Here is a 6,770-nt window from a genome sequence, read left to right as displayed (position 1 = left end):
GTCTTCCATCTGTGCAAAGTGAGCCAGCGCGTTGGGCGGCTTTGCCGACTTGTAGCGACTGGCGGTCAGTAATCGTAATTCTGGGCTTAAGCTTTACGCTTTTTGGTGCTTGATTTTACTTTTACAATGACTTTACCATCAAAGCCTCATTGCTCAACCTCCATCCCAGAGTGCGATCGCTATCTTTCTCTATTTCTTAGTAAACTTGTACTATATTTAGATGCGTTCGCCCTGATATCTTTCTTGTATTCTGAACACCCTAGTAACTATTCTTCATTAATTGTTTTAAATGTTTTAAATATATTCTTAACTGTCTTAACTGTCCGCTTAACTGTCTTAACTGTCCGCTTAACTGTCTTAACTGTCTTAACTGTCTGCTTAACTATTTTCTAATTTTTCAATTAAATATTTAACTGCTTTGTTTACGTATTGCTTTTTTTCTACGATTATGGAAAATTATGAGAGCACCATAATTAATTCTTAAAAAATCATCTGCCAGTATCGGAAATAAGTAATGACTTAAACATCTTTTGCAAATTCCTTATCTTTTGGTATAGGAAACTTCAAATACAACTTACATAACTCGTTATTTGGATTAAAAGCATCTTGTATGATCGCCTTGACACAAGTCACTATGAGCAAAGGTAAGGACGTAGCTGGGGTGGCAAGGATACTCGTGAACCGTAACGGTACTAAACTCAACCACGAAATAAAGATAGTAAAAAAACCAAAGGAGGTTACGCATAGATCATGCAACCCTTTAAACTGCCAGAATTTTATGTACCTTGGCCAGCACGGCTGAACCCAAACCTGGAAGCGGCACGGATACATTCTAAAGCTTGGGCTTATGAGATGGGAATTTTGGGTGGGACAGAGGGTTCAGAAGATTATGGAATTTGGGATGAGCACAAGTTTGATGCCCATGACTATGCACTATTGTGTTCGTATACACATCCAGATGCTGATGAACATATGCTCAATCTGGTAACTGACTGGTATGTTTGGGTATTTTTCTTCGACGATCACTTCCTTGAGCTTTACAAACGTACCCAAGATACGACCGGAGCTAAAAAGTATCTTTATGGGCTGCCAGCGTTTATGCCTGTGCAGCCACAACAAACACCGCCAGAACCCACTAATGCCGTAGAACGGGGTTTAGTAGATCTCTGGACTCGCACCATCCCAAATGCCTCCCAAGACTGGGTAATCCGATTTTCTGAGAGTACGATCAATCTTCTCCAAGAATCTCTCTGGGAACTCGCCAATATCAGCCAGGATCGAGTCGCTAACCCCATTGAGTACATTGAGATGCGCCGTAAGGTAGGAGGAGCACCTTGGTCAGCTAACCTAGTAGAACACGTGGTTGGGGCAGAAATTCCGGCTTTGATCGCTCCCACTCGACCAATGCGTGTCCTCAAAGACACCTTTTCTGATGGGGTACATCTGCGAAATGATATCTTCTCTTACCAAAGAGAAGTGGAAGAAGAAGGGGAAAATGCTAATTGTATCCTGGTTTTAGAACGATTTCTCGATGTCAGTACCCAGGAAGCCGCCAATTTCACTAACGACTTATTAACATCTCGGGTACAACAATTCGAGAACACCTTTTTTACTGAGCTTCCTTCCTTGTTCGAGGAATATAGTCTGACTCCTGATGAGCGTCTGAAAGTAGTGCTATATGCCAAAGGACTTCAAGACTGGCAATCGGGGGGTCATGAGTGGCACATGCGATCGAGCCGCTACATGAACCAGACATCAGACAAATCTTCGACAACAAACTGGTTTTTAAGCGGCCCCACTGGACTAGGTACATCAGCGGCCCGTCTGGGAGCTTTGTACGATAGTTTGGGACTAAAACGGTTCAAAAGCTTCACCCATATTCCCTATCAGGCTGTAGGGCCAGTAACGCTGCCGCAGTTTTATATGCCCTTCTCCACCAGTTTGAATCCTCATCTAAACGAGGCTCGACAGCACTCTAAGGAATGGGCGCGTCAAATGGGGATGCTAGACGTACTGCCAGGAATGCCCGGCATTTATATCTGGGATGACCACAAATTTGATGTGGCTGACGTAGCTTTATGTGGTGCTTATATTCATCCCAATGGGTCTAGTGTTGAGTTAAATATCACAGCCTGCTGGTTAGTTTGGGGAACCTATGCCGATGACTACTTCCCTGCACTGTATGGTCATAGCCGCAACATGGCAGGGGCAAAAGTTTTCAACGCTCGACTATCAGCGTTTATGCCCCTTGATGGAAGTCCTATTCCTGTACCAACAAACCCAGTCGAACGGGGTTTAGCTGATATTTGGGCGCGGACGGCTGGGCCGATGACAGCTAATGCTCGTCGCCAGTTTCGTCAAGCGATCAAGGATATGACGGAAAGTTGGTTATGGGAGCTAGCTAACCAGATTCAGAATCGCATTCCAGACCCGATAGACTATGTGGAAATGCGCCGTAAGACCTTTGGCTCTGATCTAACCATGAGCCTGTCTCGACTTTCCCAAGGGGACGAGATCCCACCAGAGATTTTCCGCACCCGAACCATGCAGGGAATTGAGAATTCAGCTGCCGACTTCGCCTGTTTGACGAACGATGTTTTCTCTTACCAGAAAGAAATCGAATTTGAGGGCGAGATTAATAATGGCGTGCTGGCGGTTCAAAATTTCCTTAACTGCGATATCCCCCATGCTGTTGCAATTGTTAACGACCTGATGACTTCACGTGCACTTCAGTTTGAACATATTGTTGCGACTGAACTCCCTATCTTGTGTGACGATTTCAATCTTGATACAAGTACCCGCAAGAAACTGTACGGATACGTTAAGAAACTAGAGCAATGGATGTGTGGGGTGCTCAAATGGCATAGAGCAGTAGACCGCTATAAGGAATTTGAATTGCGGAATAACTCGACAGAAAAACGCTTACTCCAAAGCCTAACAGGGTTAGGTACTGCGGCAACCCAAATTAGACCAAGTGTTGGTCAGAAAACAACTCAAACCAATGTTGGGTCAGTGGTGCAGAACTTACTGAATGGCCCAACAGGGTTAGGGACTTCAGCTACCAAAATCGGATCGCTGTTAAGAACGGAAGGTTAGCTCAATCTGAGTTTGTATTCCGGTCAATCCAATAATTTGTCAACAAATATTACCAATGGAGATTAATCATGACTAATGCAGCAAATACTCCCTTAGACAATCAAATTGAGCAACTGCCAATGAGTTTACAGACGCAAGCGGCGCGTAATTTGGCAACAACCACCAAAACCCAACCCCAGATGCAGGGAATTACCTCACGGTGGCTCTTAAAACTGCTGCCTTGGGTACAAGTCACGGGTGGGAGCTATCGGGTCAACCGTCGCTTAAACTATACGGTTGGAGATGGACGGGTAAGCTTTACCAATACAGGGGCCCAGATACAGGTCATTCCTCAAGAACTCACTGAGTTACCTTTGTTGCGGAGATTTGAAAATGTCGAAGTCTTAAACGCCTTGGCTAGTCAGTTTGTCCAACGAGAATTTGCTGCTGGAGATGTCATCATCCAAGCAGGTCAAGAGGCTGATCAAGTCTTGTTGATTGCTCATGGTAAGGTAAACAAAATCGGCGCAGGCAAGTACGACGAGCAAGTTGTTTTGGCTGTATTAGCTGATGGCGACCATTTTGGTGATTACGCTTTAGTGGAATCTCAGGATACTTGGGATGTTACCCTCACTGCTCTTACCCGTTGCACCATATTGTCTCTGCCTCAAGCAGCTTTTCAAAACTTGGTTAACCAGTCTGAGGCTCTGCAAGCTCAAGTGGATCAATTTAGAGCAAAATTGCGCCAACCCAAAAACGAAGAAGGGGAAGCCTTAATTGATATTTCTTCAGGCCACCTTGCAGAGGCACTATTACCTGGGACTTTTGTAGATTATGAAATCAATCCGCGGGAATATGAATTAAGCGTCGCTCAAACCATTTTGCAAATCAATACACGGGTTGCTGACCTCTACAATGAACCCATGAATCAGACGGAGGAACAATTACGGCTTACTATCGAAGCATTACGGGAAAACCAAGAACACGAAATGATTAACAATCGTGACTTCGGGTTGTTACACAATGCCGATCTTAAACAACGCATTTTTACCCGTAGTGGCCCCCCAACTCCCGATGATCTCGATGAATTGATCTCCATTGTTTGGAAAGAACCGAGCTTTTTCTTAGCTCATCCCCGCACTATTGCTGCTTTTGGTCGGGAATGCAACCGTCTTGGACTTTATCCCAACCCTATCCCTATGGGTAACAGTGCAATTCCGGCTTGGCGTGGTATTCCCATTTATCCTTGCAATAAGATTCCTGTTACGAAAGAGCGTACTAGCTCCATAATATTAATGCGTGTGGGAGCATCCAACCAAGGTGTCATTGGTCTGCATAAAACTGGCATTCCTGATGAATATCAACCGAGTTTGTCTGTGCGCTTCATGGGTATTAATGAAAAGGCCGTTATTTCCTATCTGGTTAGTGCTTACTACTCTACAGCTGTTCTCGTTCCTGACGCACTAGGTATCCTTGAAGATGTAGAAGTTGGTCTCTAAGTAGTCGAGTCGGACATCCTCTTTAAAGTAGGGACGAACAACCCGTCCCTACCCCCGATGCTCTGTGTTAGGAATGTAAATTTAGTTGCATGAAACGTTAACTTTATGACAGATGCTTCAATTAGGTCAGATTTATACCAAGAAAACGGGCAACCCCAGATGAGCTTAAGCACAAAAGGGGCGCGGAATTTAGCCAAAACTACGAAAACTCCACCCCAGATGCAAGGCATTACCCCCAGGTGGTTATTACAGATGTTGCCTTGGGTACAAGTCACGGGTGGGGCCTATCGGGTTAACCGTCGCTTGACTTATGAGGTTGGTAATGGACGGGTCAGCTTTACCAATACAGGCTCCCAGGTGCAAGTCATTCCCCAAGCACTTTGTGAACTATCTTTACTGCGTGGGTTTGAGGATATTGAGGTACTCAACGCCTTGGCAGACCGCTTTGTGCAACAAGAATTTGCCCCTGGTGAGGTAATTGTACAGGAAGGTCAACCAGCTGACCAAGTGTTATTAATTGCTCATGGTAAAGTTAATAAGCTCAAGGCAGGAAAATATGAGGCGGAAGCTTTACGGGATATCTTAGCTGAGGGTGATTGTTTTGGTGGCGAAGCTATAGTTCTATCTCAGGACACTTGGGAGGTGAGCCTGAGAGCTGTTACACGCTGCATAGTTTTGTCTTTGTCAGTACAGGCGTTTCGGGAGTTGATGAACCAGTCTGCAACGCTTCAGACTCAGGTCGATCGCTTTAGAGCTATGTTGAGTAAACCCCAAGATAGACATAATCAAGCAGAGATCGCCATGACCGCCGGTCATAGTCAGGAAACTGAGTTACCTAGAACATTTGTTGATTACGACTTGAGTCCACGGGAGTATGAGTTAAGCGTCGCTCAAACTATCTTACAGGTGAATACGCGAGTTGCTGACCTCTACAACGAACCTATGAACCAGACGGAGCAACAATTACGGCTAACTATCGAAGCGTTGCGGGAACGGCAAGAATACGAAATGCTGAATAATCCTGATTTCGGGTTGTTGCACAATGCCGATCTTAAGCAACGTATCTATACCCGCACTGGGCCACCAACTCCAGATGATTTTGATGAATTGCTCTCTCGGCGGCGCAAATCCCATTTTTTCTTAGCTCACCCTCGTGCGATCGCTGCTTTTGGCCGGGAGTGTAATCGTCGTGGTATCTACTCCCCAAGCACGGAGGTCAATGGAAAGATTGTACCTGCATGGCGCAACTATCCAATTTTTCCTTGTAACAAAATTCCGATCGCCAAAGAGGGTACTAGCTCTATTTTAGTATTCCGTGTCGGAGAAGAAAACCAAGGGGTGGTAGGTTTACACAAAACGGGTATTCCAGACGAATATCAGCCCAGCTTATCTGTCCGATTCATGGGTATCAACGAAAAAGCTGTTATTTCTTATCTTGTCAGTGCCTACTACTGTGCAGCCATTCTCATCCCCGACGCACTTGGCATCCTTGAAGGCGTAGAAATCGGGCGCTGAGGTCAGGGAAACCTGACTTTTTCAGTATTCATTGTTTTAAGCTTGTTAAAACTCCTAACAGTAACTTGAAATTTGTTCCTACAAAAAGCGATCGCCTAATTTCATTTACCCATTACCGTGTTTGAGCCGTTCGGACATAGCTATACTCCCACCTCATCAAGCAATTTTTGCAGTTTCTGTCAGTTGGGTTTTACGCTCAAATACCTGGATATTCACTTGTTCTAACACAAACCCCATTAGAGTTTTCTGCCCATTGTTCTGAGTTCAACAATATCACTTGGTACTGTACCACCACCAATTCCTTGATAACGAATATGGCCGACTGCTTACCCGTTTTCAGTTTGACTAAGACACTTGACTTGAGCGTATCGCGATCGCACTGTTGCCCAAGTTTATCTCGAAACCAGGGCGAACGCATCTTAATTGCTAATAAGAATTAGGAAGCAAATTCAAATATCTAGAATAAAGTCGATTTTCTTAGATAAATATTGAATGCAAATCAAAGGATAACTTCAAATATTAAAAACTTATTATTTGCTATGAAGATATGATTTTAAATCAAAAATTAGCAGAAACTTGATAATATGAATTAATGACTGTAACCTGAATTGAAAATTAGTTACAGCCTGATTCAATACCCTATAAAATCAGCTTTAAACCAAGGAAAGTAATCTAGTTAAA

4 protein-coding genes are annotated in these 6,770 nt (G+C 44.2%); 3 read left to right on the top strand and 1 reads right to left on the bottom strand.

The features are described from left to right. The first annotated feature begins 750 nt into the window (after nucleotides 1–750). From VF06_RS38550 to VF06_RS38540, 3 genes are all read left to right on the top strand, one after another. Complete coding sequence (locus VF06_RS38550) at nucleotides 751–3,096, top strand: family 2 encapsulin nanocompartment cargo protein terpene cyclase (protein ID WP_099072309.1); 2,346 nt, start codon at nucleotides 751–753, stop codon at nucleotides 3,094–3,096. Nucleotides 3,097–3,164: 68 nt separating this feature from the next. Beyond that, entirely contained in the window at nucleotides 3,165–4,574 is a 1,410-nt protein-coding gene (locus VF06_RS38545) for a family 2B encapsulin nanocompartment shell protein (RefSeq protein WP_099072308.1), read from the top strand. Between the two features lie 105 nt (nucleotides 4,575–4,679). Next, nucleotides 4,680–6,089: a family 2B encapsulin nanocompartment shell protein gene (locus VF06_RS38540; RefSeq protein ID WP_099072307.1), complete on the top strand. Its 1,410-nt coding sequence runs from the start codon at nucleotides 4,680–4,682 to the stop codon at nucleotides 6,087–6,089. Nucleotides 6,090–6,285: 196 nt separating this feature from the next. On the opposite strand, the gene VF06_RS40040 is transcribed toward VF06_RS38540, so the two are convergent. After that, nucleotides 6,286–6,507, bottom strand: coding sequence for a hypothetical protein (locus VF06_RS40040; protein ID WP_143861884.1), 222 nt, complete (start codon nucleotides 6,505–6,507; stop codon nucleotides 6,286–6,288). Nucleotides 6,508–6,770: the final 263 nt, after the last annotated feature.

It is taken from the genome of Nostoc linckia z4 (genome assembly GCF_002608075.1).
Classification (GTDB): Bacteria; Cyanobacteriota; Cyanobacteriia; order Cyanobacteriales; family Nostocaceae; genus Nostoc; species Nostoc linckia.
Note: the sequence above shows the minus strand (reverse complement) of the source record. Positions and strands in the feature narration are given on the sequence as shown.